This window comes from Thiobacillus sp. SCUT-2 (genome assembly GCF_035621355.1).
In the GTDB taxonomy this organism is placed as follows: Bacteria; Pseudomonadota; Gammaproteobacteria; order Burkholderiales; family Thiobacillaceae; genus Thiobacillus; species Thiobacillus sedimenti.
Window position 1 is genome coordinate 17246 of the sequence record NZ_CP141769.1, and the last position, 25916, is coordinate 43161.

The window sequence follows — 25916 nt, forward strand, 5'->3', positions numbered from 1 at the left end:
AACCGCGCGGCGGCATCCCAATCTAACGCTCGTCGACGCCCCTGTCGGCGCTTGCAAGGAGCTTCACATGTTCGGCAACTGGGTCAAGACCTCGATTCTATTCGCGGGCATCATCGCGCTGTTCGGCGCCATCGGCGCGGCGATCGGCGGCGGCCAGGGGATGCTGATCGCCCTGTTGTTCGGTGCGGGGATGAACCTGTTCGCCTACTGGAATTCCGACCGCGTGGTGCTCTCGATGTACAACGCACGCGAGGTCGACGCCGCGAGCGGCGGCCGCTTCTACGCGATGGTGCAGGAACTCGCCGCTCGGGCCGGGCTGCCGATGCCGCGCGTCTACGTGATCGACGAGGCCCAGCCCAACGCGTTCGCCACCGGGCGCAGCCCGGAACACGCCGCCGTGGCGGCCACCACCGGCATCATGCAGCTGCTCGGCGAGCGCGAGCTGCGCGGCGTGATGGCGCACGAGCTGACGCACGTGCGCAACCGCGACACGCTGATTTCGACCGTTTCGGCGTCGATCGCCGGGGCGATCTCGGCGCTGGCCAACTTCGGCATGTTCTTCGGCGGGCGCGACAGCGAGGGCCGCCAGGCCAACCCGCTGCTGGCGATGGCGATCATGATCATCGCGCCGATCGCCGCGATGCTGATCCAGATGGCGATTTCGCGCGCCCGCGAGTTCGGTGCCGACGCCGGCGGCGCCGAGATCTCGGGCGATCCGCAGGCGCTCGCCAGCGCGCTGCAGAAGATCGAGGCCTACGCGCGCGGCCTGCCGCTGCCGCCCGCGGAGGCGCATCCGGAAACGGCGCAGATGATGATCATCAATCCCCTGTCCGGCGCCGGGCTGGCCGGGCTGTTCTCGACCCACCCTCCGACCGAGGAGCGTGTCGCCCGGCTGCTGCAGATGGCGCGCCCGGCCTGAGCGCGCGGGCTGCTATCATCCGCCGCTCACCAGCGGCGTCATCCGATGAACAAGCAGCGAGCGCTCGGCGCTTCCTCCCATGCGTAATGTCCAGAAACTGGCGGCCGGCGTGCTCGAGGCCGTGCTCGGCGGCGCGGCGCTGCATCAGGTTCTGCCGCAACGCCTGCAGCAGCTCGATGCCGCCTCCGCGCGCGGCGCGCTGCAGGACATCGTCTACGGCAGCCTGCGCCAGCTCGGCCGGCTCGATGCGTGGCTCGCGGCCCTGCTGGAGCGGCCCCTGACCGACCCGCAGCTCGGCTGGTTGCTGCGGGTCGCCCTCTATCAGCTCGCCTATACGCGCGCGCCGGCCCACGCGATCGTGCACAACGCGGTCGCGGCGGCAGGGCCGGGCTGGCGGCGCGGGCTGGCGAATGCCGTGCTGCGCAATTTCCAGCGCCGCCGCGCCGAGCTCGAACGGCTGGCCGACGCCACGCCGAGTGCGCGCTGGTCGCATCCGGACTGGTGGATCCGCAAGCTGCAAGTGCAGCATCCAGGCCGCTGGGAGGCCATCCTCGACGCGAGCCTGCTGCACCCGCCCTTCACCCTGCGCGTCAATGCCCGTCACGGCGATGTCGCGACCTATCTGCGCCGCCTCGACGAGGCGGGCCTGGCGGCCCGCCAGACGGGGCCGGACGCGGTGACCCTCGACAAGGCGGTGCCGGTGCACCAGCTGCCCGGCTTCGATGCCGGCGAAGTCTCGGTGCAGGACGCCGGCGCGCAGTGGGCGGCGCGCCTGCTCGACGCGCGCCCGGGCGAACGGATCCTCGACGCGTGCGCCGCGCCCGGCGGCAAGACCGGCCACCTTCTCGAGCGCGCGGAGGTCGACCTCACCGCGCTCGACGTCGACGCCGCGCGGCTGGCGCGGGTACGGGAGAATCTCGACCGGCTGCGGCTCCGCGCGACCCTGCTCGAGGGCGACGCGGCCCATCCCGAGCGCTGGTGGGACGGCCGCCCGTTCGACCGGATCCTGGCGGACGTGCCCTGCAGCGCCTCCGGCGTGGCCCGCCGCAACCCCGACATCAAGTGGCTGCGGCGCCCCGACGACGTCGCTCAATTTGCCGCGCAGCAGGCCGTTATGCTGGATGCGCTCTGGCGGCTGCTGGTCCCGGGTGGTACATTGCTCTACGCCACCTGCTCGATATTCGACGAAGAAAACGACGCGCAGGTGCGCGCGTTCCTGGCGCGTCATCCCGGCGAAGCCGAACGCGGTACGCTTCCAGAATCTTTCCCTGACGGGTCGCTTTTGCCTGATGCCGAGCATGATGGTTTCTTCTACGCCCTGTTGCGCAAGACCTGAGTCCGCCCGCCGCTGGCTGGTCGCCCTGCTGCTGGGTGTGTGGCTGGCGCTGGCGGGCGGCGGCGCCCTCGCGGCCGAGAAGAGCGCGGTCCGCCAGGCGGTGATTCGCGCAACGCCGCAGGGGTATGTGATCGACGGCGACGTCAACATCGTTCTCAACAGTACCCTGGAAGACGCGCTCACCCGCGGCATCAACCTGTATTTCGTGCTCGAGCTCGAGGTCACGCGGCCGCGCAGCTGGTGGTTCGACGAAAGCATCGGCGAGGCGACGCGCAAGCTGCGGATCTATTACCACCTGCTGCTGCGGCGCTACGTGGTCGAAAACGGCTACACGACCCGCACCGCCGCCACGCTCGCCGAAGCGCTCGCGATGCTGGGCCGGATCGACGACTGGCAGGTGCTGGAACGGGGTGCGCTCAAGACCGGCCATGCCTACGATGCCCGCCTGCGCCTGCGGCTGGACACTTCGCAGCTGCCGAAGCCGCTCGTCATCGGCGCGGTGGGGGGTGATCGCTGGGAGCTGGCCACGCCGTGGTATGGCTGGTCGTTCGACGCGCCCGCGCTGGCAGCCGCGCCCGCCTCCTCGCCCTGATGCGCAGTCTGATCGCCGCGGCCCTGCTGCTGGGCATCGTGCTCCTTTCGCTGCTGTTCTATGCCAGCAGCGGGAGCAGCGCATTTTCCGATTCGCTGCCGACGCTGTTCGTCGGCGGCGGGGCGCTCGGCGTGGCGCTTCTGGTGCTGCTCGGCTGGCGCATGTGGTGGCTGCAGAAGCGCATCCGCCGCGGCGTTTTCGGCGCCAAGCTCACCCTCAAGCTGCTGCTGATGTTCGGCGTCGTCGCCATGCTGCCCGGCCTGGTCGTATACGGCGCCTCGGTGTTCTTCCTCAACCGCTCGATCGAGACCTGGTTCGACGTACGCGTCGACAATGCGCTGGCGTCGGGGGTCAACCTCGGCCAGGCCGCGCTCGACGACCTCCTGCGCGATCTCGACAAGAAGGCCCAGCGCATGGCGCTGACGCTGTCGGACCAGGGCGTGGGCTCGATGATCACGAGCCTCTCCACGCTGCGCGAGCAGAGCTCGGTGCAGGAACTGACCCTGTTCGACGAGCGCGGCGGCGTGGTCGCCCACGTCAGCGGCGACAGCGGTACCCTGCTGCCGGTGCTGCCCGACCGCGCCGTGCTGTGGCAGGTCCGGCAGCAGCAGCCCTACAGCCGGATCGAGGAAGTGCCGGAGCGAGGCCTGGTCATGCACGTCATCGTGCCCGTGTATACGAGCGCGCTGAGCGGCGAGACGCGCGTGCTGCAGCTGGTGCAGCCGGTGCCGGCGCGGCTCGCGCACGACGCGCAGGCGGTGCAGCTGGCCTACCAGGAATACCAGCAGATCTCGGTGTCGCGGCTGGGGATCAAGCGCATCTATGGCGTCGCACTCACGCTCACGCTGATGCTCGCCCTCCTGATGACCTTCGTGATCGCCTATTTGCTGTCGGAACGGCTGGGCGCGCCCCTGCGCACGCTCGCGCGCGGCACGCGCGCGGTGGCCAAGGGCGATTTCTCCCAGATGCCGTCGGTGTCCAGCCGCGACGAGCTGGGCGTGCTGATCCAGTCCTTCAACCGCATGACCCGGCAGCTCTCGGACGCGCGCGAGCAGGTCGCGCAGAACCACCAGCAGACCGAGCAGGCCAAGGCCTTCCTGGAGCGGGTGCTGGCGAACCTGTCGTCGGGCGTCGTGGTGCTCGACGACACCTTGCGGGTGCGCACGGCCAACAGCGCGGCCGCGCAGATCCTCGGGGTGGACGTCGCGACGCTCGACGCGCGCCTGCTTGCCGAGCTGGGCGAGCCGGGCGAGGCGCTGCGCACGCTCGGCACGACGGTCGCCGCCCGCTTCGGCGAGCACGAGGGCGAGTGGCAGGAGCAGATCGACTACGCCGCGCACGGCGGCAGCCAGTCGCTGCTGCTGCGCGGCACGCGCCTGCCGCCGGGCGTCGAGCGCGGCTACGTGCTGGTGTTCGACGACGTCACCAAGCTGATCGATGCCGAGCGCAACGCCGCATGGAGCGAGGTGGCGCGCCGGCTGGCGCACGAGATCAAGAACCCGCTCACGCCGATCCAGCTGTCGGCCGAGCGCATCGCGCGCAAGCTGGACGGGCGCCTCGAGCCGGCCGACGCCGAATTCCTCGGGCGCGCCACGCAGACCATCGTCAGCCAGGTCGCCGCGATGAAGAGCATGGTGGATGCGTTCGCCGGCTACGCGCGCATGCCGCGCGCCAAGCTCGAGGCGCTCGATCTCAACGCACTGGTGCGCGAGGTGCTGGCGCTCTACGATGGCAAGGCGCTCGGCCTGGTGCTCGGCCTCGAAGAAGGCTTGCCGCGCATCGCGGGCGACTCCACATTATTGCGTCAGGTGATACATAATCTGCTGCAGAATGCGCAGGACGCGCTGAGCGGCCATCCCGCGCCGCGGGTGGAGGTCGGCACGCGGCTTCGCACCAATAACCACGCAGTTTGTTTGACCGTGACGGATAATGGAGCCGGCTTTCCGGAGCATCTGATGACGCGGCTGTTCGAGCCCTACGCAACCACCAAGGCCAAGGGAACGGGGCTGGGCCTGGCTATCGTCAAGAAGATCGTCGAAGAGCATCACGGCAAGATTCAGATCGAAAATATCAAATCGGGCGGCGCGGCGATCCGCATTGCGCTCCCCGTGTTTGGGGCGGGCGGAGAAAACACGTGAGCGGGCATATTCTCGTCGTGGACGACGAAGTGGGCATTCGTGAGTTGCTGTCGGAAATCCTCACCGACGAAGGGTACGACGTGCATCTGGCGGAAAACGCCGAGGCGGCGCGCGCCTTCCGCGCCCAGCGGCGTCCGGACCTGGTGCTGCTCGACATCTGGATGCCCGATACCGACGGCGTGACCCTGCTCAAGGAATGGGCCGGTGGCGGCCAGCTCACCATGCCGGTCGTCATGATGTCGGGCCACGGCACCATCGATACCGCGGTCGAGGCGACCAAGCTCGGCGCGGCCGATTTCCTGGAAAAGCCGGTGGCGCTGGCCAAGCTGATCGACACCGTGAACAAGGCGATCAAGCGCGGGGTCTCCCTGCCGCGGCGCACGGCGAGCATGGACCTGTCGGCCCTCGGCAGGAGCCCGCTGATTCTCGAGCTCAAGAAGCGCCTCTCGCAGATCGCCGGCAATACGGCGCCGGTCCTGCTGCTCGGCGAGGCGGGCAGCGGCTTCGAGATCTGCGCCCACTTCCTGCACCAGCCGTCGACGCCCTGGGTCGAGATCAAGGACCGGGCGCGGCTGGTCTCCGATCCGCTGAGCTTCGTCGAGTCGCTCGGCAACGGCACGCTCTATCTGCCGGAAGTGTGCGAGCTGGCGCGCCTGGAGCAGAAAGGCCTGGCGCTGCTGCTCGACCGCATCGAAGGGAGCGGTGCCCGCCTGGTGTGCGCGTCCAGCCGCAGCCTCGACGCCATGGTCGCCGCCGGCGAATTCGACAGCCGCCTCTATTACCGCCTGTCCAGCCTCGCCATCCAGGTGCCCGCGCTGCGCGAACACCGCGAAGACATTCCGGACATCGCCAACTTCATGCTCGCGCAGCTGATCGAAGCCGGCGTCTGCCCCGTGCGGCGGCTGACGACGCCGGCCCTGAACCAGCTGCGCAACTTCGACTGGCCGGGCAACCTGCCGCAGCTCAACAACGTGGTGCGCACGCTCGCGGTGACCGCGCTGGCAAGCGAGATCGACGCCGCCGACGTCAATCGCGTGCTGGCGCCGATGAAGCAGGCGGCGCCGGCCGTGGCGCACGGCATTCCGCTCGACATTCCGCTGCGCGAGGCGCGCGATGCGTTCGAGCGCATGTATTTCGAGCACCTGATCCAGAAGGAAGGCGGCAGCATGACCCGGGTCGCGGACAAGTCGGGGCTGGAGCGCACCCATCTCTACCGCAAGCTCAAGCAGCTCAACATCCGCCATGGTCGCCGGCTCGACGACGAACTGTAAGCACAGGCGGCGCCCATGAAGATCATCATCCTCGGTGCCGGCCAGGTCGGCGGCAACCTGGCGGAGAGCCTGGTCGCCGAAAACAACGACATCACGGTCGTCGACCTCGACACCTCGAGGCTGGCGTTCCTGCAGGACCGCTTCGACCTGCGCACCGTGCGCGGCCATGCGGCGCAGCCCGCGGTGCTGAAGCAGGCCGGCGCCGGGGACGCGGACATGCTGGTGGCGGTCACGCAGAGCGACGAGACCAACCTGGTCGCATGCCGCATCGCATCGACCCTGTTCAACGTCCCCACGCGCATCGCGCGCATCCGCTCCAACGACTTCCTGGCCCTTGAAGGCGAATTCCTGGCGGAGCATTTCGGCGTCAACGACGTCATCAGCCCCGAGCAGGAAGTGACCGACACGCTGCGGCGGCTGATCGAGCACCCGGAGGCGCTGCAGGTGCTCGACTTCGCCGACGGCAGGGTGCGGCTGATCGCGGTCCGCGCCTACCACGGCGGCCCGATGATCGGGCATGAATTGCAGGAGATCAAACGCCACATGCCGAGCGTGGATTGCCGCATTCCCGCGATCTACCGGCGCGACCGCGGCATCGTGCCCAAGGGGACCACGGTGATCGAGCCGGGTGACGAGGTGTTCTTCCTCGCGCGCAAGGAGGATATATCCTCCGTGATGCGCGAACTGCGGCGCATGGAACGCCCCGTGAGGAAGGTCATGCTCGCCGGCGGCGGCAACATCGGGCGGCGCCTGGCGGCGCGCATCGAACGCGACTACGAGGTCAAGGTCATCGAGCACAACAAGGCGGTCGGCAGCCTGCTGGCCGAACAGCTGCAGAAAACGCTGGTGCTGCAGGGCGACGCCACCGACGAGGAACTGCTCGACCAGGAGAACATCGCCTCCATGGACGTGTTCTGCGCGCTCACCAACGACGACGAGGACAACATCATGTCCGCGCTGCTGGCCAAGCGAATGGGGGCGCACCGCGTCATCGCCCTGATCAACCGCTCGGCCTACGTCGACCTGGTGCAGGGCGGCGAGATCGACATCGCGATCTCGCCGGCGCAGGCTACTGTCGGGCCGTTGCTGTCCAAGATCCGCCGCGGCGACATGGTGGCGGTGCACTCGCTCCGGCGCGGCGCGGCCGAGGTGCTCGAGGTGGCCGTGCACGGCGATACGCGTACCTCGCGCGTCGTCGGCCGGCGCATCGGCGAAATCGACCTGCCCGACGGCGCGACGATCGCCGCGATCATCCGCAACAAGGACGTGGTCATCGCCCACCACGACACGCTGATCGAGTCGGAGGACCACCTCATCGTGTTCGCGCTCAACAAGCGCATCATTCCCAAGGTCGAGAAACTGCTCCAGGTCGGCTTCGGCTTCTTCTGATGTCGCGCATCGCCCCCGTCCTCAACGTCCTGTCGAAGGTGATCATGCTGTTCGCGGCCACCTTCCTCGTGCCGCTGGGCCTGTCCTGGCTGCTGGGCGACGGCGCCGAGTATGCCTACGACGATGCGATCGTCATCACCTTTGCCGCCGGCGCGTTCACCTGGCTTCTGACCCGCGGACGGCAGCGCGAGCTGCAGATCCGCGACGGCTTCCTGCTCGTCGTGCTCGCCTGGACCAGCATTCCGGCCTTCGCCACGCTGCCGCTTCTCTTCTATCTGCCCCACCTGTCGTTCACCGACGCCTACTTCGAGACGGTATCGGGCATCACCACCACCGGCGCGACCGTGCTGACCGGGCTGGATGCGCTGCCGATGTCGATCAACCTGTGGCGCGGCCTGCTGGTGTGGTTCGGCGGCATGGGACTGATCGTGCTGGCCGTCGCCATCCTGCCGCTCCTCGGCGTCGGCGGCATGCAGATGTACAAGGCGGAGACACCCGGGCCGATGAAGGACACCAAGCTCACGCCGCGCATCACCGAGACGGCCAAGGGGCTCTACCTCATCTACGTGGGCATCTCGGTCGCGTGCGGCGTGTCGTTCTGGCTTGCAGGGATGACGCCCTTCGATGCGGTCATGCATGCCTTCGCGACCATGGGGCTGGGTGGATTCTCGTCGCACGACGCGAGCTTCGGCTACTGGAATTCGCCGGCGATCGAGGCGGTGACGGTCGTGTTCATGCTGCTCGCGGGAATCAATTTCTCCACCCATTTCCTGGCGTGGCGGCAACGCGGACTCAACGCCTACCGGGTCGATCCCGAGGCGCGCTGGTTTCTCGCCGTGACGCTTGGCAGCGCGCTGCTGATCGCGGTCTACCTGCGGGCGGTGCACGTCTATCCCGATTTCCTCGAGGCGCTGCGCTATGCGGTGTTCAACACGGTCTCGATCGCGACGACCACAGGCTTCGCGAACACCGACTACAATCAATGGCCGATCTTTGCGCCGCTGTGGATGCTGATGCTGTCGGGCTTCGCGTCCTGTTCGGGCAGCACCGGCGGCGGCATGAAGATGGTGCGTGCGCAGCTGCTGTTCCGCCAGGGGCGGCGCGAGCTGACGCGCCTGATTCATCCGGCGGCGCGCCTGCCGGTCAAGCTCGCCGGCCAGGTGGTGCCGAACAACGTCATCTATGCGGTGCTGGCCTTCGCCTTCATGTACGTGTGCGCGATCCTCGTCATGACCCTGCTGATGACGGCCAGCGGCCTCGACCTCATCACCGCGTTCTCCGCCGTGCTCGCGTCGATCAACAACACCGGCCCCGGGCTCAACGCCGTGGGGCCCGCGACGACCTACGCCGTGCTCACCGATTTCCAGACCTGGGTCTGCACCATCGCGATGCTGCTCGGCCGGCTGGAGCTGCTGACGGTGCTGGTCGTCTTCTCGAGGGCCTTCTGGCGTGCCTGACCCGCTGGAGAATTTCCTCGCCATGCTTGCGGGCGGCCGCGACGGCGCGCTGCTGCGCTATTCGCTCGGCAACGAATATCTGAAGCGGGGCGAACCGGCGGAGGCGGCCGCGCACCTGCAGCGCGCGGTCGAGCACGATCCCAAGTATTCGGCCGCGTGGAAGCTGCTCGGCCGCGCGCTGGCCGAGGCCGGCCGGGCGGACGCGGCGCTTGCCGCCTACCGCGAGGGCATCGCCGTGGCCGAAGCCCGCGGCGACAAGCAGGCGGCCAGGGAGATGGGCGTCTTCGCCCGGCGAATCGAGAAGCAGCTTGGGTTAAAATCCGACGATTGATTCTTTCAGGAGCCGCAAAATGACGCGAATGGTGAATTGTGTGAAGCTCGGGCGCGAAGCCGAAGGCCTGGCCTTCCAGCCGGTCCCGGGCGAACTGGGCAAGAAGATTTTCGAGAACGTGTCGAAGGAGGCGTGGAGCGGCTGGCAGCGCCACCAGACGATGCTGATCAACGAGAACCGCCTCAACCTGGCCGACCCGCAGGCGCGCGCCTACCTGATGGAGCAGATGGAACGCTACTTCTTCGGCGGCGGCAACGTCGACGCCGCGGCGGGTTACGTTCCGCCCCGCCGTTAAGCGGACCGCAACAAGCAGAACGGGCGCCGCGGCGCCCGTTCTGCTTTTCCGCTAGGTAGCGCCTAGAGCACTTCCTTCTCGATCTCCTCGAGCGAGGTGTGGCGGACGTCCTTGCCCTTCACCATGTAGACGACGTATTCCGACATGTTCTTCGCGTGGTCGCCCATGCGCTCGATCGCCTTGGTGACGAAGAGGATGTCGATGAAGACCGAGATCGTCCGCGGGTCTTCCATCATGAAGGTGATCAGGTGGCGCAGGTTGAGCCGGAACTCCTCGTCGACCGACTGGTCCTGCCGCGCGATCTCGACCGTCTTGGTGGCGTCGAGGCGGGCGAAGCCGTCCAGCGCCTTGCGCAGCATGTCGAGCACCAGGTCGGCCATGTACTTGACCTCGGTGAAGCGCGGCAGGCTGATGCGCTCGGCCTGATGGATCAGCTTGGCCATGCGCGCGATCTTGGCGGCTTCGTCGCCGATGCGCTCGAGGTCGGTGATGGTCTTGACGACCATCATCACCATCCGCAGGTCGGATGCGGTCGGCTGGCGGCGCGCGATGATGTTGGTGCAGTCCTCGTCGATCGCCACTTCCAGCGCGTTGACGTTGTGGTCGTTCGCGTCCACCTGGTCGGCCAGCTTCATGTCGCCCTGGATCAGCGCCTCGATGGCGTTGGTGATCTGCTCCTCGACCAGGCCACCCATCTTCAGCACGTTGGCGCGCACGGCCTCCAGCTCGGCGTCGAACTGCTTGTAGGTGTGTTCAGTTGGCATGGTGTCGATCTCTCCAAAAGTCTGCCTTTAATTATAGGCCCCGTCCTGTGACGCTAGCATGTACGGCAGGTTTCAGCGGGTGCTGAAGGGCACGGCATAACGCGTTCCGTCGATGTCGAGGTAAAGCGTCCAGTCGTGGCGGCCGCTGACGCACACGGGCAGCGTCACGCTCGACGTGAAGGCGCCGTCGGCGGCCGGCCGCAGATCATAGCGGTTGAAGCCCATTTCCATGCCGTTCATCTGGAATTCGGCGCTGACCCGCGCGGCGCCGGGTGCGCGCACGGCGATGTCGAACGCCTCGAGCGGCTTCGGCGCGGACGAGAAGCGCACCGTCGCGCGCGCTCCGCCGTGCCGGAAGCTGCAGCCCCGCAGCACGTCGGTGCAGGCGACCGCATGGGCCCCGGCCGGCCGGCTGAGCCAGTAGCCGGCGGCCGCGATGGCGGCCAGCGCGACGGCCAGCAGCAGCGGCCCGACCACGCGCAGCGAAACGCCCGTTCCCTCGGGGCCTTCTCCGCTCATGTCCATGCACCACGGAGCAGGGCCACGCCGTGCGCCCCGTGCGATTGCGCCAGCGCGAGGTCGTCGCGCCCGAGGCCGCCGAGGCCGTATACCGGAATCGGGCTGGCGGCGGCCAGCGCGGAGAAGGTCTCCCAGCCCAGCGTCGGCGCGCCCGGATGGGTCAGCGTGGGCAGCACCGGCGACAGCAGGGCGAAGTCGGCGCCGATGGCCGCCGCATGCGCGAGCTCCACGGCATCGTGGCAGGAGGCTCCGACCCACTCGCAGTCCGGCCGCACCGACAGCGATGCGGCGGCGGCGGCATCCAGATGCACGCCGTCGGCGCCGGCCGCGCGCGCCAGATCGAGGCTGCCGTTCACGAGCACGCGCGCGCCGTGGGCATGGGCGCGGCGCACGGTCTCGCGCGCGAGTTCGAGGCGCGCGGCCTCGGCCAGCGACTTGTCGCGCAGCTGGATCAGCCGCAGGCCGTCGTGGAGGGCGACGTCGAGGCGCGCGAGGAAGCTGTCGACTCCGAGTGCCTCGGCGTGCGAGATGCCCAGGACGGGCGGCAGCGAGAGCGCTTTCACGATCGGGAAATTGGCCGGCAACAGCGGCGTCACCTCGACCGCGTCGGGGCGCTGCCAGGAGAAGACCTGGCCTTCGTGCGGATGCGGCGTGCCCTGCCACTCGAACACGCGGAAGAAATTCAGCCGCACCGTCGCGTGCGGATATTCGAAGACGCGCGTGATCCAGCGGCAGGCGCGCGTGACGGCGATGCCGAGTTCCTCGTGCAGCTCGCGCGCCAGCGCCGCTTCCAGCGATTCGCCCGGCTCGACCTTGCCGCCGGGAAACTCCCAGTAGCCGGCGTAGGGCTTGCCGGCAGGACGCTGGGCCAGCAGAACACGGCCGTCCGGCTGGACGAGGACTGCCGCGGCGACTTCGGTGATGGCGGCCGTCATCGGCGCCCGGCCCAGTCGCGCGCGAACTGCCAGGCGACCCGGCCGTTGCGCGCGCCGCGGCTGAGCGACCACTGCAGCGCGGCGCGCTCGAAGTCCTCGTCGGGGCGCGCGCCGAGGCTGGCCGCCCAGTGGCGCGCGATCGCGAGGTAGGTGTCCTGGTCCATGCCGTGGAACGGCACCCACAGGCCGAAGCGGTCGGACAGCGAGATCTTTTCCTCGGTCGCCTCGCCCGGATGCACCTCGCCGCCGGCATGCCGGGTCTCGAGGTTCTCCGCCATGTATTCCGGCATCAGGTGGCGGCGGTTGCTGGTCGCATAGATCAGCACGTTGTCCGACGGCCCCGCCAGCGAACCGTCGAGCGCGGCCTTGAGGCTCGCGTAGCCGGGCTCGTTTTCGGCGAAGGTGAGGTCGTCGATGAACACCACGAAGCGACGGGGCGCGTCCGCGAGCAGGTCGAAGAGGTCGGGCAGCTGCGGCAGCCCTGCCTTGTCGACCTCGATCAGGCGCAGTCCCCTGGGCGCGTATTTGGCGTGCACGGCCTTCACCAGCGACGACTTGCCGCAGCCGCGCGCGCCGGTGAGCAGCACGTTGTTGGCCGGCCGGCCGGAGACGAACTGGCGGGTGTTCGCGTCGACCCGCTGCTTCTGCTCGTCGATCGCCAGCAGGTCCTTAAGCGCCACGCGCTGCGGGTGAAGAATGGGCTTGAGGGTGCCTGCCGGTGCCGCCCAGCGGGCGGCGCGAACGCTCTTCCAGTCGAACGGGGATGGCGCCGCGGCGCCGTCGAGTCGGTCGAGCAGCCGCTCGATGCGCGGCACCAGGGAGGCGAAATCGGTCATCCGCAGATTCTAGCCGCTCGCTTAGGAAAAATTTAGGTTTCCGCTAGCAAAGACTTATCAACGCGCGGCGGGCGGCCTGCGTACGCTTGGCCTGGTTCGGGCGCATGGTGCGTCCGCGCACAGGAAAGGAGAGGACATGAACACGAACAAGACATTCGCGGCGGGGCTGCTCGCCTGCCTGGTGCCGCTTGCGGCAGCGGCGCAGGGTGCCGGCAGCGCAGCCGAGATCCGCCACGGCCGCTATCTCGTCCGCACCTCCGGATGCAACGATTGCCACACGCCGGGCTACATGCAGAAGGACGGCCAGGTGCCGGAATCCGAATGGCTGATCGGCACCGGCGTGGGCTGGCACGGACCGTGGGGGACGACCTACCCGGCGAACCTGCGGAAACTGGTGCAGGAGATGGACGAGCACGCCTGGGTGGAGCGGGCGCGGAAACCGATGCGGCCGCCTATGCCGGCGCCTTCGCTGCGTGCCATGAGCGACGCCGACCTGAAGGCGATATACCGCTATGTGCGCAGCCTCGGACCGAAGGGCGAGGCGGCACCGGCCTACGTGCCGCCCGGGGAGCCGGTGGCGACGCCCTATCTCGACCTCACCCCGAAGAACCTGCCGACGCAGGTGGCGCAGTGAGCGCGGCGGCAACCGTGCCGGCGACGGTGCGCCGGCTGGAGACGATGCTGCTGGCCCGCGCCTACGAAGAGGCGCTGGTCGAGCTGCAGCACGGCGGCGCGCCGGGGACCTGCACCAGCGTCGGCCAGGAGGCGTGCGCAGTCGGCGTCGTCGGCGCGCTCGAGCCGCGCGACCGCCTTCTCACCAACCATCGCAGCGCGGCCCACCTCATCGCACGCGGCGCCGACCCCGGCCGCCTGATGGCCGAGGTGCTCGGCCGCGTCGACGGCTATTGCGGCGGGCGCAGCGGCAGCCTCCACATCTCGGCCAGGGAACTCGGCGTCGTGCTCACCTCGACGATCGTCGGCGGCGAACTGTCGATGGCGCCCGGCGTGGCGCTCGCCCAGAAGATGGGCCAGGGCGAGGCCGGCGGGATCGTCGCGGTGTTCTTCGGCGACGGCGCGGCGTGCGAGGGCATCTTCCACGAGGCGCTCAACCTCGCGGTGCAGTGGCAGCTGCCGCTGCTGTTCGTCTGCGAGAACAACGACTGGCAGGCCTTCGTGCATCGGCGCGAGACCATGCCCGACAATGCGATCGCGGCCTGGGCAGCCGGCCACGGCCTGGCGGTCCGGACGGTCGACGGCAACGACGTGGAGGCGGTGCATGCCGCGGCAAGCGAGGCGGTTGCGGGCATCCGCGCGGATGGCCGGCCGCGGTTTCTGGAACTCGTCACCTACCGCCTGCGCGGCCACTTCGAGCCCGACGACCAGGCCTACGTCGATCCCGCCGAACTGGCGCGCTGGCAGGCGCGCGATCCGCTGCAGCAGCAGGCGGACCGGCTGCTCGCGCAGGCGGCGCTCGACTCCGCCGGCCTGGCGAGGCTGCACGAGGCCGCCCGCGCGCGCATCGCGGCGGCGGTGGCGTTCGCGCAGGCGAGCGCCTGGCCCGACCCGCGCGCGCTGACCCGCCATGTCTATGCCGAACAGGGAGACCGCCCATGAGCCGAATCACCACCGAACAGGCGATCCACCAGGCGCTCGCCGAGGAAATGCAGCGCGACGCGCGCGTGTTCCTGATGGGCGAAGGCGTCGCCACCAAGCGTCCGGACCTGCTGCGCGATTTCGGCGCCGCGCGCGTGCGCAATACCCCGCTGGCCGAGGCCATCATCGCCGGAACCGCCGTGGGCGCGGCGGCGAGCGGGCTGCGGCCGGTGATCGACCTGCTGTTTGCGCCCTTTCTGACCTACGCGATGGATGCGCTGGTCAACAGCGCCGGCAAGCTGCGCTACCTGTCGGGCGGCCAGTTCGAATTTCCGCTGGTCGCCATGAGCATGACCGGCAGCGGCTGGTGCGTCGGCGCGCAGCACAACCACAATCTCGAGGCGATGTTCGTGCATGCACCGGGCCTCAAGGTCGTGATGCCGTCGACGCCCGCCGACTTCAAGGGCCTGCTCAAGTCGGCCATCCGCGATGCGGACCCGGTGCTGTTCTTCACCGACCTTGGGCTACTGCACCAGGAGGGCGAGGTGCCCGACGACGGCGACCACTGCGTGCCGCTCGGCGAGGCCGTGGTGCGCCGCGCGGGCAGGGACGTGACGCTGGTGAGCTACGCCAAGACGGTCGAGGTCTGCCTGCAGGCGGCGATGCAGTTGGGGGCGCAGGGGATCTCGGCGGAGGTGGTCGATCTGCGCACGCTGAAGCCGTTCGACGAGGCGACGGTGCTGAATTCGCTGCGCAAGACCGGCCGCCTCGTCATCGTCACCGAGGCCAGCGGGCTGTGCGGCATGGCGGCGGAACTCGCGGCGCTGGCCGCGACACGCGCGTTCGCGGCCCTGCGCGCGCCGGTGGTGCGGCTGACCGGGCCGGACGCGCCCGCCGCCTCGTCGTGGGTCCTCGAGCAGGCCGCATTGCCGAGCGCCGATGCGGTCGTGCAGGCGGTCGAGGGCCTGCTGCACCAAGCGGTTGCCGAGCCGGCCGTGCTCGCCGCGAGCTGAACCCTGGTTCAGGCGTGCAGCCGCAGCGGACGGCTGACGTTGAGGCGGAAGCGGCCGCGCCCCGTCTTCTCCAGCGCGATCGCCGGGCAGCGCTCCGCCAGCCGGCGCGCGAGCAGGATCAGCCGCGTTTCCAGGTTGTCGCCGAAGTCGGGCAGCGGCAGGCGCGGGTCGTGCCGCAGCTCGCGGTTGCAGAAGTCGCGGCGGCCGTTGTGCACGTGCTCGTTGAGCAGCGTCCACAGGATGCTGCCGGCCACGCCCTTGATGAGGTAGTCGTTGTCGATGAAGACGCTGTGGTCGACGGCGAAGTAGCGCACGGCCAGCGGGGCGCCGGTCGGATGCGCGGCCGGCTCGACGCGAAGCGGCTCGGCATCGTCGGGCTCGCAGGCGGCCTGTGCGATGAGCGCGGCGAGGTGGCGCGCGTAGACCACGAGCGCGTCCTCGTCGGCGTGGCTGAAGAAGGCGTCCTGTTCGCTCTCGGCATAGAGCACGCCGACGAGCCGCCCGCCGTGGATGAGCGGCACGGCGATGCGGCTGTGCGGATTGGCGAGCAGCGGCAGCGGGATGCGCGGCTCGCCGGGTTCGGCGACGCGCATGGCCGCCTGGTAGGTGTAGTCGCCCGTGCGGTAATTGATGCGGACGGGAATGCGCTCGCGCGCGGCGACGCCGATCAGGCCCTCACCGACCCGCACCTCGGCACCGATCCCGGAATCGGGGTAGCCGAGGCTGGCGAGCGCGTAGAGGCCCTCGCCGGACTCGTCGAGCATCAGCAGCAGCGCGTGGTGAATGCCGAAGCCCGGCGTCAGCGCCGCGAGGCCGCGATCCGCCAGGGCGGCGAGGTCGGTCGAAGCGCCGAGGGCTTCGACGGCGCGACGCAGGTTCAGCAATGCATCGGTCGCCGGGATGGCGGGCGCAACGTCGGGGTCGACGGACTCGATCTCCAGCACCGCGTAGACGTCCGCGCCGCGCAGCCTGAACACCTTGTCCATGCGCGTCTGGGTCGCGATGCCGGCGAGCTGTGCCTTCATGTATTCGAACAGGGGGCCGTCGGTCTCCGTGCGCGTGTAGCGCAGCTTCAGCCGGAAATGCCGGAAGCTGCCGGGCTCGAGCACCTGCACCTGCGCGTAGGGATGCGCGAGCACGTTCTCGCGCGTCTTGCTGAAGAACTGGTAGGACAGCGCCACGTGGCCGGCGTCGACGTAGTGGACTTGGGATGCGTAGGCGACATTGGGCGTGCCGTCGCGTGCACACGTGGCGACGACGGCGGGGATGGCGCCGTCGAGGCAGGACCGCAGGGATTCGAGCGTAGGCTTCATGCGGATGCGAGGATGCGCCCGGCGTCCGGTCCGGGCGTCTGGTCGAAGACGATCTCCGGGGCGAAGCGCAGCGCCACCAGGTCGTCGGCGTGCATCACTGCGATCAGACCCTGCCTCAGCTCCGGACCGAAGCCGAGCTTTGCCAGTTCATCGGCGAAGGCATGCGCGTAGCGCGCGTTGCAGGCGCGCAGGGCCGCGGAAACCGCGACGTGAGCCGCACGTGCTGCCTTGAGCTGGAGCGTGGCGTGCGTCGACGGGCGGCTGAACACCGCGGCGATGCCGCTTCCGGCGTCCAGCGCATCGAGCAGCTCGCGTCCGCGGCGGGCCGACAACAGCAGCGTCACCGTCCGCCGGTCGCGCGCCACGATGCAACCGTGCGCCCTGCATACGCACGGCCAACCGTCGCGCCCGGTCGCACCGACGTTGATGGAGACCGGGCCCTGCAGCAAGGCGCTCTGCTCGGCGGTCAGCTGCACGCTCATGGCATCAGGTGCGGTACTCCGCGTTGATCTTCACGTAATCGTAGGAGAAGTCGCAGGTCCATACGGTGGCGGAGGCGCTGCCGCGGGCGAGCACGACGCGCACGGTGATCTCGGCTTCCTGCATCACGGCGGCGCCCTGCGCTTCGGTGTAGCTCGCTGCGCGGCCGCCGTTTTCGGCGACCAGCACGTCGCCCAGATAGACCTTCAGCGCGTTGACGTCGAGGTCCGACACGCCGGCGTAGCCGATGGCGGCGAGGATGCGTCCGAGGTTGGGGTCGCTGGCGAAGAAAGCCGTCTTGACCAGCGGCGAGCGCGCGATGGCGTAGGCGACCTGCTTGCACTCGGCGCGGTCGCGGCCGCCCTCGACCGCGATCGTCATGAACTTCGTGGCGCCCTCGCCGTCGCGCGCCATCGCCTGCGCGAGCTCGATCGCGACTTCGCAGAGGGCCGCCTTCAGTGCCGCGTAGTCGGCCCCGGCGGTGTCGGTGATCGCCGCGTTGCCGGCCTGGCCGGTCGCGATGAGGATGAAGGAATCGTTGGTCGAGGTGTCGCCGTCGACGGTCACGCAGTTGAACGAGACGTCCGCGACGTCCTTCACCAACTGCTGCATCAGCGCGGGCGCGATCGCCGCGTCGGTCGCGACGAAGCCGAGCATGGTCGCCATGTTGGGGTGGATCATGCCCGATCCCTTGGCGATGCCGGTGACCGTCACCGGCCGCCCGCCGATCGTCAGCCGGCGCGAGGCGCCCTTGGCGACGATGTCGGTCGTCATGATCGCCTGCGCGGCCTCGCTCCAGTGGTCGGGTGCGAGGTCGGCCCGGGCGGCGGGAAGCGCGGGCAGGATCCTGTCGACCGGCAGTGGCTCGAGGATCACGCCGGTCGAGAACGGCAGCACGCCCTCGGTTGTGCATCCCATCAGCTCGGCCACCGCTTCGCAGGTCCGCCGTGCCCGGGCGAGGCCCTCCTCCCCGGTGCCGGCATTGGCGTTGCCGGTGTTGATCACCAGCGCGCGGATGGGAGCTGCGGCCAGGTGCTGCTTGCATACCGTGACCGGCGCGGCGCAGAAGCGGTTCTGGGTGAACACGCCGGCGACGCGGCTGCCGGCTGCGAGTTCGATCAGCGTGAGGTCGCGCCGTCCGGGCTTCTTGATGCCGGCCGAGGCGATGCCGAGGCGGACGCCGGCGACGGGCAGCAGGGAGGCGGGTTCGGGAGCGGAGAGGTTGACGGGCATGGCAGCGGCGCGGAACGGAAAGCCGCTATTCTATGCCCCGCAGATCGGATGCGGACGGAGCCGGGCCTACGGCGCGCGCCCCCGCAGTGCATCGATCAGACGGCGGAAGCCGGGGCGCCATGGCCACACGGGGTCGAATTCGATCGAACGCGCCAGCGCGGCCAGCGCGATCAGCGCGAACACGAGGAACAGCAGCTCAGACAGAAGCTCGCGCGAGGTCAGCGTTCCCAGCGGAATGTCGAGGAAGCCGGGAACGTAGAACAGACTGGCAAAGGCTGCGAAGAGAAAAGCCGGGCCGAGATACATGGTTGCCGCCGATCGTCATGGGTGTCCGGGGATCCCAGCAATCGTCATGCCAGCAAATAAATACGAGGAAAAACAACCGAATACGGCGTACCGTCCACCGCCGCCGGCAGCGGCTGTAAATAAACTCGACAGCTACTTGCCGGCCGGCGAGTCGGCCAGCTTGCGCAGGATTTCGTGCGACAGCGAGTAGAACTGGGGCGTGGGGCCGAGATCCTCGTAGATCGGGTCGCCGAAGTCGTCTTCGGCGATGATGCGATTGCCCGGCACATAGGGCATCGCGACCTCCAGTTCGTCGAGCGCGGCGCGGATCAGGTCGGCCATGAGCTGCGCGTCGCTGCGGCCCGGATACATCACGTGCAGCGCTTCGATGCGCGCGGCGTCACGCAACGGCAGGTGGACTGTGTAGGCGCGAACATTCGAGCGCGCGTGACCCTCCTGGCTCCAACGCTGGATCAAGTCGGCGATGCGCATGTGAATTCCTCGACTCCATGACGTTTTCGTTATAGCAGAGCGGTCCGCAAGGCAAAGCCGCGGCGAGGGGTTCATTCGTGCCGGCCGCGCTTGCGCCACACGAGCGTGCGGTTGTTCGCCGGCATGGCAATGTCCTGCAGCAGTTCGAGGCCATGCGCCCGCGCCAGCGCGTCGATCGCCTCGAAGTCGCGCACGCCGGATGCCGGGTCGCGCGCCTTCAGCCAGGCGTCGAAGCGGGCGTTGCTTTCGGACGTGAAGCGGCCGCCGTAGTTGAATGGCCCGTATACGGCCAGCAGGCCGTCTGCTTCCAGCACGTCGCCGACGCCTGCGAAGAACGCCTCGACGGCATCCCAGCCCATGATGTGAAGCGTGTTCGCGGAGAACACCGCATCGTAGCGGCCGTTGCGCCAGTCGCGGTCGCGGACGTCGAGGGCGATGGGGGGCAGCACGTTGGGCAGCCGGGCCTCTTCGAGCCACCGGCGGATGCCGGCGTGATGCTGCGGCACGTCGGCGGTTTGCCACACGAGATGCGGCAGTTCGGGGGCGAAATACACGGCATGCTGGCCGGTGCCGCTGCCGATTTCCAGCACGCGGTGGCGGTCGGCGAAGACCTCGCGCAGTACCACGATGATCGGCGCGCGGTTCTCCGCGCAGGATTCGGCGAAGGGCTTGTCGGTCATGACACGACTCCAGACTCTTGCAACGATGTGGACCCGATTCTCACGGGTGGGCAGGTCACCCGGTCTCCAGGCTTGAGGGAGAAGGCTCGCCCGTGGGCTGCAACGGAACCAGCCGGCCATCGGCCAGCAGCAGCGCCGCGTGCACCGGCTTGCCGGGATAAAGCGCTTCGAGCAGGCTGCGATAAGCGGCGAGCTGCGCGCGGTGGCGCTCGGCGAGGCGGGGCTCGGACAGTAGCCGGCTGTCGTCCCCGGTCTTGTAGTCGAGCAGCCACACTGCGTCGTCGAATTCCACCACGCGGTCGAGCCGCTGCTGGCGGCCGCCGGCGTCGAGCAGCACCCGTTCGTTGTGTGCGCGCCGGTACCGCGCCGGGTCGAAGAAGCGCGCCAGATGCGGTTGTGCGAGCAAGGCGCGTGCCTCCAACTCGATCGCGGGCAGCGCGTCCTCCAGCCCGAGCCGCGCGGCGAGCGCCGGCAGGTCGCGCGGGGCGCCCGGCGGCGCGTGGTGTTCGAGACAGGCGTGAAAGAGCTCGCCGCGCGCCGCCTCGACGCTCGCCGGGGCCGCCGCGACGCGCTCTCCCACGGGAAAAGCCGCGATGGGCCGGGGCGGCGCGCAGTGCACGGCTTCCCCGACGGCCGCGGGCGGCAGCGCGTCGGGCAGGGCGAGCGTGCGCCAGGCGCCGTCGACGCGCTGCAGCCAGGCATTCCTGTCGGCGTCGCCGCTTACGATGAGCGCCTGCTCGGCGCGCGTCAGGGCGACGTACAGCAGGTTGTCGGATTCGCGCTGCGCCAGCAGGGTCTCCTCGGCGAACCAGGTTTCGCGCGCGGCCCCGCGCTCGTCGCGCTTGCCGAATAGCGAGAGGTGCAGCGGCCGCGCCGAGTCGGGCGGCCACGGCGCCAGCACCCCGTAGCTGTCGCCCCGCGGGTGATCGCTGCCGCCGAGCAGCCAGACGATCGGCGCCTCCAGCCCCTTGGATCCGTGGATGGTCAGCAGCCGTACCGCGTTCTCGCCGTCCGCCGCCAGACCTTCGCCGGGGGCGGCGTCGGCATCGTCGACCAGCGAGGCGAGTTCGCGGACGAATGCGGCCAGCGTGGGGTAGCGGCCGGCGTCCAGGGTCAGCGCCAGCTGCATGAAGGCGCGCAGGTTGGCCGCGACCTGGGGCCGCATCGCCTCGGGAACGGCGGCGGCGTAGCGTGCCTCGATGTCGCCCTCGAAATAGATGCGGTCGAGCAGGTCGTGTGCCGGCAGCCTGCCGCAGTGCGCGCGCCAGCGCGTCAGCAGCGCGGCGGCGCGTGCCAGCGCGGGCGGGCAGCCGGGCGTGTCGGCACGCGCGACGAGACGCTCCCAGCCGCGGCCGCCCTCGGGCACGAACACCTCCAGCAGGTCGTCGTCGCCGCAAGCGAAGATCGGGCTCTTCAGCACATGCGCGAGCCTGAGGTCGGCGTGCGGCAGCAGCAGAACCTCGATCAGGGCGATCATGTCCTGTGCCTCGAGCGCATGCAGCAGGCCGCCGCGACGCGAGGTGATGAAGGGGATGCGCGCGGCTTCGAGCTCACGTTCGTAGCGTTGCAGATGCGTGCGCTTGCGCACCAGGGCGATCACGTCTCCCGGCCGTGCCAGGCGGTAGCGTTGGGTCTCCTTGTCCCATATGCCCCAGCGGTCGACGACTTCGTCGCGCAACACGCGTGCGAACTGGCGGGCTTCCTCGTGCACGGCGCGGTCTTCGGCCTCCGCCTGGGGTGTCGCAAGCGGGTTGCGCAGGCCGGCCGGCGCTTCGGTTTCATGGCTTGCCGCACGCGCGGGGATGCAGAACGCCGCGCCCGGGCGGCCGGCCTTGTCCGGCGCGTGCGTGTGTTCGGCGTAGCCGTCGACGCCGGCGAACACCGGATTGATCGCCTTGACGATGTCGGGGGCGAGGCGGCGCGTCATGTCGGTGGCGAAGCGCGGCGCGTCGAAGTGATCGTGCAGAAAGGCCGCGGCCGCGTCGAACACGCGCGCCTCGCCGCGGCGGAAGCGGTAGATCGCCTGCTTGGGGTCGCCGACCATGAATACCGTCATCGCGCTGGCGGCGCCGCGTGCTTCCAGCAGCCAGGTCGACAGCGCCTGCCACTGCAGCGGGTTGGTGTCCTGGAACTCATCCAGCAGCAGGTGCCGGTAGCGCGCATCGAGCTTGAGCGCGAGCGCAGGGGCGTGCGCGTCGTCCTGCAGCAGCCGGCACGCCAGCCATTCGGCGTCGGTGAAATCGATCACCCCTTGCTGCGCCTTGGCTTCCTGGTAGGCGGCGACCAGCGCATGGCCGAGCAGCAGGCCGTGGCGGTTGAGCGTCCAGATGCGCTGGTCGACCTGGATGGCGGCAACCGTCTCGAGCGCAGTCTCGACCGCGTCGAGGTCGCGCAGGTAGGCGGCGAGGCCGTCGCCGAGCGCTTTTTCCAGTTCTTTCGTGGCCTGCTTCTTTCGCCGGGCGCCGGCGGTCATCAGGCGGGTCAGCAGCACCGGGTGCGCCGACGCCGGGTCGCGGGAGACGGTGTCGACGATGTCGCGGCCGCGCTCGGCCTCGGTCTTCGAGCCTTTTTCCAGCGCGTGGCCGACGCGCCTCACCCGTGCGACCATCAGTTCGTCGGCCCAGAAGGCCGCGACCGGGTCGTGGTCGAGTTCGGCATGCAGCAGCGGGCGCAACTGGTCGAGCGCATGCGTGACGGGGTCGGAAACGCCCGCGGTATAGGCCCACCACTCCGCGCGCGCTGCGGCGAAGCGCTTCAGGAGCGTGCGCAGGTTGTGCTCGCCGGTCTCGGCCAGCAGCGCCAGCAGGGCGGCACCCTCCGGCGATCCGGGCGCCGCCGCCCATTGCGCGAGCAGGCGGTCGCGGACCTCGTCCTGCAGCTGCTGCGTGCGTTCCAGCAGCGGCGCACCCCATGGCAGGCCGGCTTCCAGCGGGGCGCGCTTCAGGAGGTCGAGGAACCAGCCGTGGAAGGTGGTGACCGTCGGTCCGGGCTGCGCGGTCAGCACGGCCTCCAGCAGGCCGCGGGCGCGCGGCAGCAATGCGTCGACCTCGTCGTCCGGGACAGCCCGGTCGCGCAGGAAGGCGCGCACCGTCGTCTCGTCCTCCAGCGCCAGCACGCGCAGCCACTGGTGCAGCCGGTCGGTCATTTCCTGCGCCGCCTTGCGCGTGAAGGTGATCGCCAGCAATTCCGAGGGCGCCGCGCCCGCGAGCAGCAGCCGCAGCATGCGCGACACCAGCAGCCAGGTCTTGCCGCTGCCGGCGCACGCCTCGATCACCGCCGAGCGGCCAGGGTCGAGCGCGACGGCGGTGTCGAGCGGCTCACGCATGCCAGGTTCCCTTGCGGCACAGACCGCGTGCCTCGCAGTGCCGGCACACGCGGTCGACGCCGTGGGCAGGCAGTGCCGCGCCGGCGGCGATGGCCTCGAGCAGCGCCGGCAGGCGCAGGCTGATGGCGGCGACGTCGGTTTCGCCATCGAGGGCGAGCGGCGCGACCGGCACCTCGTTGATCGGCAGATAGGCCGCGGCGGCGTCGGCGAGCCAGGCGTAGAAGGGCAGCTGCACGGCCTCGTCGGGCGTGTTGAGCTTCTTCTTCAGGTCCGGCGAGGCGGTGGTCTTGTAGTCGATCACGGCGCGTGCGTCGCCGCCCGGGCCGGGGCGGCGGTCGACCCGGTCGACCCGTCCGTGCAGGGTCACCTCGCCGACCCCGGCGACGTCGACCGGCACCGCGAAATCGGTCTCGCCCGACTGGTAGCGCCAGCCCTGCCCGGCCCATTCCAGCCAGGCGTCGACGTAGGCCGGCTGGATCGCCTCCCAGCGGCTCGCCCAGGCGGCGGCCGTGAAGGCGGGCAGGGCCGCGAATTCGGCGGCGGACAGCCGTGCCAGCCGCGCGAGGGCCGTGCTGCGCTCGAGCGGCGGGTCCTCGTCGTGAAAGCGCTCGAGGATCCGGTGCAGCAGGTTGCCGTAGTCGCTCTTGTCGAGGACTTCGTCGGCCTCGTCGAGCTCGCGCAGGCCGAGCACGCCGCGCGCGAAAAAGCGGTAGGGGCAGTCCAGCAGCGTCTGGTAGGCCGTCGGCGAATAACGGCGCGGCAGCCGCGCCGCTCCGACGAGCGGCGCAGGCTGCCGCGTGGGGTCGGGCGGCGTGCTCGCCCGGGCGGGCGGCACACCCGGCGGCTGTTCGGGCAGCGCCGCCCCCCATGCGGCCTGATGGAGCGCCTGCAGCCGCAGCACCAGCGGCGAAGCGGGGTTGGGCTCGTCGTCGTTCCACGCCCGCCAGCTCAGCAGCGCCGGCCCCTGCACGAGCAGCTGCATGAGGTCGGCCGTGGCGGCGGTTGCGTCGTCGGTGGCCGTCGCGAGACCGAGCTGGGCGCGTATCGCCTGCGAAAACAGGCCGGGCGCGGGGAGCGGCGGCAGGTGACGCGCGTCGGCGCCGATCACCGCAACCGCGTCGAACAGCCGCCCGCGCGCGGCGGGCAGCGAGGTCAGAACGATCGGGCTCGCCACGCCGGCATCGGTGAAGCTGGCGGACTCCAGTGCCAGGTTCAGCCAGCGCCGCCACTCGGCAAAGCCGTACTTTTCGGGGTCGCCGGCGAGGTCGCGGCGCAGCGCCTTTAGCGTCTCGAGCAGGCTGTCCCCCGCGGCGTCGGCCCCGAGAAGCGGCAGCGCACCGATCCCTTCGAGGCTGTCGGCGAGGCGCGCCAGCCAGGTCGCGAGCGGCGCGCGGCTGCGGGGAAAGCCCTGCCGTGCCGCGAACAGCGCGGCGAGCCAGGCGGGCACGGCGCCAAATTCGTGCTGCGCCAGCCGCTGCAGGTCGGTCGTGCCCTGCGACACGCCGTGGCGGCGCAGGGCGAGCTCGAATGCCAGCACCGCATCCTGGCGCGCGGCGGGTTCGCCGAGCACGAAGGGGGACTTGAGGAGGTCGAGCAGCTCGACGTGCGGGAAGTCGGCGGCGATGCATTCGAGCCAGCGGTCGACGACCGCGGCGGCGGCGGTCGTCGTCAGGGTCCAGCCCGTTTCGTCGGCAATCAGGACCTCCATGCGTTCGAGCAGCGCCCGCACCCGCCGCGCGGTCTCGCGATCCAGCGCGATCAGCGCCAGCGCGCGGCGTCCGGCGTGCAGCTGGTCGGCGACCCAGGCGGCGACCGTGCGCGCCTCGCCCTCGAGGTGGGGGGCCGGCGCGAGCGTGACGCGCTCGCGCAGCGGCGAGGTCGGCAGGGCGCGTGCGAGGTCGGCGGCGCGCGCGCGCAAGGGCGGCTCGGTCACCTCCCAGGCCTGGTGCAGGGTACGCGCGACGTCATCGTCGATGTCGGATTCGAGCAGCGTGACCGGGACGCGCTCGGCGCATCGCGAGAGAAATTGCCGCTCGAGGGCCGTGAGCGGGCCGAGCGCGTAGCCATAGATCGCTTTGGGCCTCGCGTTCGCCCGCTCCCCCATTTGGGAGGAGGATTGGGGATAACCCGCGACTTGCCCGCTTGCGGGCCTAGTCGAGTGGCTAGTGGTCTCATCCGAGCGGGGGGGCGGCGCGGCGGCGAGCGCGTCGAGCAGGCGGTCGAGCGCGCGCGCATAGCATGCCTGCGGATCGCTGCCGTCGCCGTTGAGGATGTGCCAGACGGCTTCGATCAGGGCGGTTTCGCGGTCCAGCGCCGCACCGTTCAAGGCACGGATGCGCGCGCCGATTGCGCCGCCCAGGCGGGCGGCCGAGAGCTCGTCGGCCAGTTGCAGCAATTCGGTGGCGAGTGCCCACTTGTCGACCGCACCGAGCCAGTCGGTGCGGCGCAGCACGCCGTGGAGGCGCGCCAGGCGGCTGGCCTGCGGTTCGGCGCGGCCGCCGCCCACGGTGTCGGCCCAGGCCTTCAGCGGGGTGATGTGCGGCGGAATCAGGACGGCACGACCCGATTCGCGCGCCAGCGTGCGGGCCAGGTCCTGGCCGGCGCGGTGGTTGGGAACGAGGACGGTGAGCCCGGAGAGGTCCGGCAGGCCGTCGGCGTGCCGGTCGAGCAGGTGGCGGGCGACGGCCCGCGGCAAGGCGGAACCGCCGACGAGTTTCAAG

The 25916-nt window shown here is 70.0% G+C and carries 24 protein-coding genes; 12 read left to right on the top strand and 12 right to left on the bottom strand.

Translation table 11 applies throughout. From position 1 onward, the window contains the following. The first annotated feature begins 67 nt into the window (after positions 1-67). From htpX to VA613_RS00115, 9 genes are all read left to right on the top strand, one after another. A complete protein-coding gene (gene htpX / locus VA613_RS00075; protein ID WP_324779827.1) occupies positions 68-919 on the top strand; it encodes a zinc metalloprotease HtpX in 852 nt (283 codons plus the stop codon). A gap of 79 nt (positions 920-998) precedes the next feature. Next, positions 999-2255, top strand: coding sequence for a 16S rRNA (cytosine(967)-C(5))-methyltransferase RsmB (gene rsmB, locus VA613_RS00080; protein ID WP_324779828.1), 1257 nt, complete (start codon positions 999-1001; stop codon positions 2253-2255). Next, the gene (locus VA613_RS00085) at positions 2218-2847 is read left to right on the top strand and encodes a DUF4390 domain-containing protein (RefSeq protein ID WP_324779829.1); all 630 of its coding nucleotides are present in this window, start codon (positions 2218-2220) and stop codon (positions 2845-2847) included. The genes rsmB and VA613_RS00085 overlap by 38 nt, the downstream gene beginning before the upstream one ends. After that, a complete protein-coding gene (locus tag VA613_RS00090; RefSeq protein WP_324779830.1) occupies positions 2847-4985 on the top strand; it encodes a sensor histidine kinase in 2139 nt (712 codons plus the stop codon). Before VA613_RS00085 ends, VA613_RS00090 begins: the two co-directional genes overlap by 1 nt. After that, positions 4982-6256: a sigma-54-dependent transcriptional regulator gene (locus tag VA613_RS00095; RefSeq protein ID WP_324779831.1), complete on the top strand. Its 1275-nt coding sequence runs from the start codon at positions 4982-4984 to the stop codon at positions 6254-6256. Before VA613_RS00090 ends, VA613_RS00095 begins: the two co-directional genes overlap by 4 nt. Positions 6257-6271: 15 nt before the next feature. Beyond that, positions 6272-7645 (top strand): Trk system potassium transporter TrkA, encoded by a 1374-nt coding sequence (trkA, locus tag VA613_RS00100; RefSeq protein ID WP_324779832.1) that lies wholly within the window; start codon positions 6272-6274, stop codon positions 7643-7645. Then, the gene (locus VA613_RS00105; RefSeq protein ID WP_324779833.1) at positions 7645-9102 is read left to right on the top strand and encodes a TrkH family potassium uptake protein; all 1458 of its coding nucleotides are present in this window, start codon (positions 7645-7647) and stop codon (positions 9100-9102) included. The genes trkA and VA613_RS00105 overlap by 1 nt, the downstream gene beginning before the upstream one ends. Further along, entirely contained in the window at positions 9095-9433 is a 339-nt protein-coding gene (locus tag VA613_RS00110) for a tetratricopeptide repeat protein (RefSeq protein ID WP_324779834.1), read from the top strand. The genes VA613_RS00105 and VA613_RS00110 overlap by 8 nt, the downstream gene beginning before the upstream one ends. A 19-nt stretch (positions 9434-9452) precedes the next feature. Continuing rightward, on the top strand, positions 9453-9728 hold the full coding sequence (locus VA613_RS00115) for an oxidative damage protection protein (RefSeq protein ID WP_324779835.1): 276 nt from the start codon (positions 9453-9455) through the stop codon (positions 9726-9728). 62 nt (positions 9729-9790) lie between these two features. Here the strand turns inward: VA613_RS00115 and phoU are convergent, their stop codons facing one another. The 4 genes from phoU to VA613_RS00135 form a co-directional block, all read right to left on the bottom strand. Further along, on the bottom strand, positions 9791-10492 hold the full coding sequence (gene phoU, locus VA613_RS00120) for a phosphate signaling complex protein PhoU (RefSeq protein ID WP_324779836.1): 702 nt from the start codon (positions 10490-10492) through the stop codon (positions 9791-9793). 72 nt (positions 10493-10564) lie between these two features. Next, positions 10565-11011 (bottom strand): hypothetical protein, encoded by a 447-nt coding sequence (locus tag VA613_RS00125; RefSeq protein WP_324779837.1) that lies wholly within the window; start codon positions 11009-11011, stop codon positions 10565-10567. Beyond that, on the bottom strand, positions 11008-11946 hold the full coding sequence (locus tag VA613_RS00130) for a Nudix family hydrolase (protein ID WP_324779838.1): 939 nt from the start codon (positions 11944-11946) through the stop codon (positions 11008-11010). The genes VA613_RS00125 and VA613_RS00130 overlap by 4 nt, the downstream gene beginning before the upstream one ends. Beyond that, a complete protein-coding gene (locus tag VA613_RS00135) occupies positions 11943-12782 on the bottom strand; it encodes an ATP-binding protein (protein ID WP_324779839.1) in 840 nt (279 codons plus the stop codon). The genes VA613_RS00130 and VA613_RS00135 overlap by 4 nt, the downstream gene beginning before the upstream one ends. Before the next feature lie 136 nt (positions 12783-12918). Here VA613_RS00135 and VA613_RS00140 point away from each other — a divergent pair, with 136 nt between their 5' ends. The 3 genes from VA613_RS00140 to VA613_RS00150 are packed head-to-tail and all read left to right on the top strand — an operon-like array spanning position 12919 to position 15388. Further along, entirely contained in the window at positions 12919-13416 is a 498-nt protein-coding gene (locus VA613_RS00140; protein ID WP_324779840.1) for a c-type cytochrome, read from the top strand. Further along, positions 13413-14396, top strand: a complete 984-nt coding sequence (locus VA613_RS00145; RefSeq protein ID WP_324779841.1) for a thiamine pyrophosphate-dependent dehydrogenase E1 component subunit alpha — start codon at positions 13413-13415, stop codon at positions 14394-14396. The genes VA613_RS00140 and VA613_RS00145 overlap by 4 nt, the downstream gene beginning before the upstream one ends. After that, a complete protein-coding gene (locus tag VA613_RS00150; RefSeq protein ID WP_324779842.1) occupies positions 14393-15388 on the top strand; it encodes an alpha-ketoacid dehydrogenase subunit beta in 996 nt (331 codons plus the stop codon). Before VA613_RS00145 ends, VA613_RS00150 begins: the two co-directional genes overlap by 4 nt. A gap of 8 nt (positions 15389-15396) precedes the next feature. Here VA613_RS00150 and VA613_RS00155 read toward each other — a convergent pair whose 3' ends face one another. The 8 genes from VA613_RS00155 to VA613_RS00190 form a co-directional block, all read right to left on the bottom strand. Further along, positions 15397-16701 carry a GAF domain-containing protein gene (locus tag VA613_RS00155; RefSeq protein ID WP_324779843.1) on the bottom strand — a complete coding sequence of 435 codons (1305 nt, stop codon included), beginning with the start codon at positions 16699-16701 and terminating at the stop codon, positions 15397-15399. After that, complete coding sequence (locus tag VA613_RS00160) at positions 16698-17183, bottom strand: hypothetical protein (protein WP_324779844.1); 486 nt, start codon at positions 17181-17183, stop codon at positions 16698-16700. Before VA613_RS00160 ends, VA613_RS00155 begins: the two co-directional genes overlap by 4 nt. A 4-nt stretch (positions 17184-17187) precedes the next feature. Further along, positions 17188-18414 carry a bifunctional glutamate N-acetyltransferase/amino-acid acetyltransferase ArgJ gene (gene argJ / locus VA613_RS00165; RefSeq protein WP_324779845.1) on the bottom strand — a complete coding sequence of 409 codons (1227 nt, stop codon included), beginning with the start codon at positions 18412-18414 and terminating at the stop codon, positions 17188-17190. Between the two features lie 66 nt (positions 18415-18480). Further along, positions 18481-18720 carry a hypothetical protein gene (locus VA613_RS00170; protein ID WP_324779846.1) on the bottom strand — a complete coding sequence of 80 codons (240 nt, stop codon included), beginning with the start codon at positions 18718-18720 and terminating at the stop codon, positions 18481-18483. A gap of 132 nt (positions 18721-18852) precedes the next feature. Further along, entirely contained in the window at positions 18853-19191 is a 339-nt protein-coding gene (locus tag VA613_RS00175; protein ID WP_324779847.1) for a type 1 pili tip component, read from the bottom strand. A 71-nt stretch (positions 19192-19262) separates the two neighbouring features. Then, positions 19263-19871, bottom strand: coding sequence for a DUF938 domain-containing protein (locus tag VA613_RS00180; RefSeq protein WP_324779848.1), 609 nt, complete (start codon positions 19869-19871; stop codon positions 19263-19265). 55 nt (positions 19872-19926) lie between these two features. Further along, the gene (locus VA613_RS00185; RefSeq protein WP_324779849.1) at positions 19927-23196 is read right to left on the bottom strand and encodes a UvrD-helicase domain-containing protein; all 3270 of its coding nucleotides are present in this window, start codon (positions 23194-23196) and stop codon (positions 19927-19929) included. Further along, positions 23189-25915: a PD-(D/E)XK nuclease family protein gene (locus VA613_RS00190; RefSeq protein ID WP_324779850.1), complete on the bottom strand. Its 2727-nt coding sequence runs from the start codon at positions 25913-25915 to the stop codon at positions 23189-23191. Before VA613_RS00190 ends, VA613_RS00185 begins: the two co-directional genes overlap by 8 nt. Position 25916 lies beyond the last annotated feature (1 nt).

Coding starts and splice junctions, on each gene's coding strand:
- htpX (WP_324779827.1), top strand. CDS start 68: ATGTTCGGCAACTGGGTCAAGACCTCGATTCTATTCGCGGGCATCATC.
- rsmB (WP_324779828.1), top strand. CDS start 999: ATGCGTAATGTCCAGAAACTGGCGGCCGGCGTGCTCGAGGCCGTGCTC.
- VA613_RS00085 (WP_324779829.1), top strand. CDS start 2,218: ATGATGGTTTCTTCTACGCCCTGTTGCGCAAGACCTGAGTCCGCCCGC.
- VA613_RS00090 (WP_324779830.1), top strand. CDS start 2,847: ATGCGCAGTCTGATCGCCGCGGCCCTGCTGCTGGGCATCGTGCTCCTT.
- trkA (WP_324779832.1), top strand. CDS start 6,272: ATGAAGATCATCATCCTCGGTGCCGGCCAGGTCGGCGGCAACCTGGCG.
- VA613_RS00105 (WP_324779833.1), top strand. CDS start 7,645: ATGTCGCGCATCGCCCCCGTCCTCAACGTCCTGTCGAAGGTGATCATG.
- VA613_RS00115 (WP_324779835.1), top strand. CDS start 9,453: ATGACGCGAATGGTGAATTGTGTGAAGCTCGGGCGCGAAGCCGAAGGC.
- phoU (WP_324779836.1), bottom strand. CDS start 10,492: ATGCCAACTGAACACACCTACAAGCAGTTCGACGCCGAGCTGGAGGCC.
- VA613_RS00125 (WP_324779837.1), bottom strand. CDS start 11,011: ATGAGCGGAGAAGGCCCCGAGGGAACGGGCGTTTCGCTGCGCGTGGTC.
- VA613_RS00130 (WP_324779838.1), bottom strand. CDS start 11,946: ATGACGGCCGCCATCACCGAAGTCGCCGCGGCAGTCCTCGTCCAGCCG.
- VA613_RS00135 (WP_324779839.1), bottom strand. CDS start 12,782: ATGACCGATTTCGCCTCCCTGGTGCCGCGCATCGAGCGGCTGCTCGAC.
- VA613_RS00140 (WP_324779840.1), top strand. CDS start 12,919: ATGAACACGAACAAGACATTCGCGGCGGGGCTGCTCGCCTGCCTGGTG.
- VA613_RS00150 (WP_324779842.1), top strand. CDS start 14,393: ATGAGCCGAATCACCACCGAACAGGCGATCCACCAGGCGCTCGCCGAG.
- VA613_RS00155 (WP_324779843.1), bottom strand. CDS start 16,701: ATGAAGCCTACGCTCGAATCCCTGCGGTCCTGCCTCGACGGCGCCATC.
- VA613_RS00160 (WP_324779844.1), bottom strand. CDS start 17,183: ATGAGCGTGCAGCTGACCGCCGAGCAGAGCGCCTTGCTGCAGGGCCCG.
- argJ (WP_324779845.1), bottom strand. CDS start 18,414: ATGCCCGTCAACCTCTCCGCTCCCGAACCCGCCTCCCTGCTGCCCGTC.
- VA613_RS00170 (WP_324779846.1), bottom strand. CDS start 18,720: ATGTATCTCGGCCCGGCTTTTCTCTTCGCAGCCTTTGCCAGTCTGTTC.
- VA613_RS00175 (WP_324779847.1), bottom strand. CDS start 19,191: ATGCGCATCGCCGACTTGATCCAGCGTTGGAGCCAGGAGGGTCACGCG.
- VA613_RS00180 (WP_324779848.1), bottom strand. CDS start 19,871: ATGACCGACAAGCCCTTCGCCGAATCCTGCGCGGAGAACCGCGCGCCG.
- VA613_RS00185 (WP_324779849.1), bottom strand. CDS start 23,196: ATGCGTGAGCCGCTCGACACCGCCGTCGCGCTCGACCCTGGCCGCTCG.